Source organism: Actinoplanes sp. NPDC051633 (assembly GCF_040681735.1).
Lineage (GTDB): Bacteria > Actinomycetota > Actinomycetes > Mycobacteriales > Micromonosporaceae > Actinoplanes.
The window spans coordinates 1-1453 of record NZ_JBFAZH010001575.1 but is presented as its reverse complement, the minus strand read 5'-3'; the positions used below and the strand labels follow the sequence as shown (position 1 = coordinate 1453).

At 70.1% G+C, this 1453-nt stretch carries 2 protein-coding genes; both read right to left on the bottom strand.

The genetic code is table 11. From position 1 onward, the window contains the following. Window positions 1-30: 30 nt before the first annotated feature. Window positions 31-804, bottom strand: a complete 774-nt coding sequence (locus AB0M20_RS43260; protein WP_364307288.1) for a 1,4-dihydroxy-6-naphthoate synthase — start codon at window positions 802-804, stop codon at window positions 31-33. A 59-nt stretch (window positions 805-863) separates the two neighbouring features. Further along, window positions 864-1453 (bottom strand): futalosine hydrolase (locus AB0M20_RS43255; protein ID WP_364307286.1); only part of this gene is annotated, 590 nt, incomplete at its 5' end.

Here is a 1453-nt window from a genome sequence, read left to right as displayed (position 1 = left end):
AAGCTTTAGTTAAATGTTTTAAACTCTGTTCTAAAGTTTCACCGTCAATCGCATTTTTTGTTCGATTCCGTCTTCGCCCAGATCCAGGGTGAACTCGTTGACGTACAGGTCGATGTGCTGCTCGACCACGTCGAGCTCCATCTCCTGCGCGTTGGCCAGCACGAAATCGCGGCTCGCCGCCGGGTTGGCCCAGGCCATGCTCACCGAGCGCCGGATCCACTCGGCCGCCGCCGCGGGGTCGACGACGCCGCGCTTGGCCAGGATCGCGCCGAGCGGGATCGGCAGCCCGGTGTCCCGCTCCCACCACTCGCCGAGGTCGACCAGCGCGGTCAGGCCGTATCGGGGATAGGTGAACCGGGCCTCGTGGATCACCAGACCGGCGTCATAGGTGCCGTCGGCCACCCCGGGCATGATCTCGTGGAACGGGACCACCTTGACGTCTTTGGGCTGCTGACCCTGAGACCAGAGCCGGAAGAGCAGGTAGGCCGTGGTCCGGTCACCGGGGACCGCGATGGTCGCGTCGTTCAGGTCGGTCTTGTCGCCGCGGGTCAGCACCAGCGGGCCGCAGCCGCGACCGAGGGCGCCGCCGCAGGGCAGCAGGTCGTACTGATCCATCAGCCAGGGCAGCGCCGCGTAGCTGACCTTGATCAGGTCGAACTCGCCCCGCTCGGCGGCCGTGTTGGTGACATCGACGTCGGCGAAGGTCAGCTCGACCGGCGGCGCGTCCTGGACCAGGCCGTGGATCAGCGCGTGGAAGACGAACGTGTCGTTGGGACAGGGCGAAACCGCCAGTTTGAGTGCCACGTCGCCACGCTATGCCCGCCGTGCCGCGCCGACCTGTAGCAAAGCCCACAAGTGGCCTTTCACACCGTGTGGATCGCCGCTGCGCTCCTGGTCAGAGCGGTGAGCGCGTCGGTCATGCGCCACGCGTCACGGTCTCGCGGGCCGATCAGGTTGGAGATCGTGCGGAGCTCGGCGAAGGGCAGGCCGGCCGCGGCGGCGGCGACCGCGACGCCGTGGCCCTCCATGGCCTCGGCCACCGCGAACGGATGCGCCTCGGCCAGCCGGGCCGCGGTCGCGGCCGTGCCGGTGACCGTGGAGACCGTGAGGATGTCGCCCGTCCTGGCGTCGGGCAGCGCGTCGGCCAGGCGCCATCGCAGCTCCGGATCGGGTGTTTCGACCCCGGTGCCGAAGCCGAGGTCGTCGATCGGAAGAAAGCCGCCGGGCGACTCGGCGCCCAGATCGGCGGCCACGCTGCGCAGGCCGAGGACGGTGGCACCGACCTCGGTGCGGCCCGCGAATCCGCCGGCGACTCCGGCGCTGATCACGGCGGCGAAGGGGCACCCGGCCGCCTCGGACAGGGCGATGACCCGCGCGGCGCCGGCCGCCGCGGCGGCCGGACCGGCGCCGACCGGCACGACCACCACGGCGTCCGGCCGGGTGAGACCTTTGC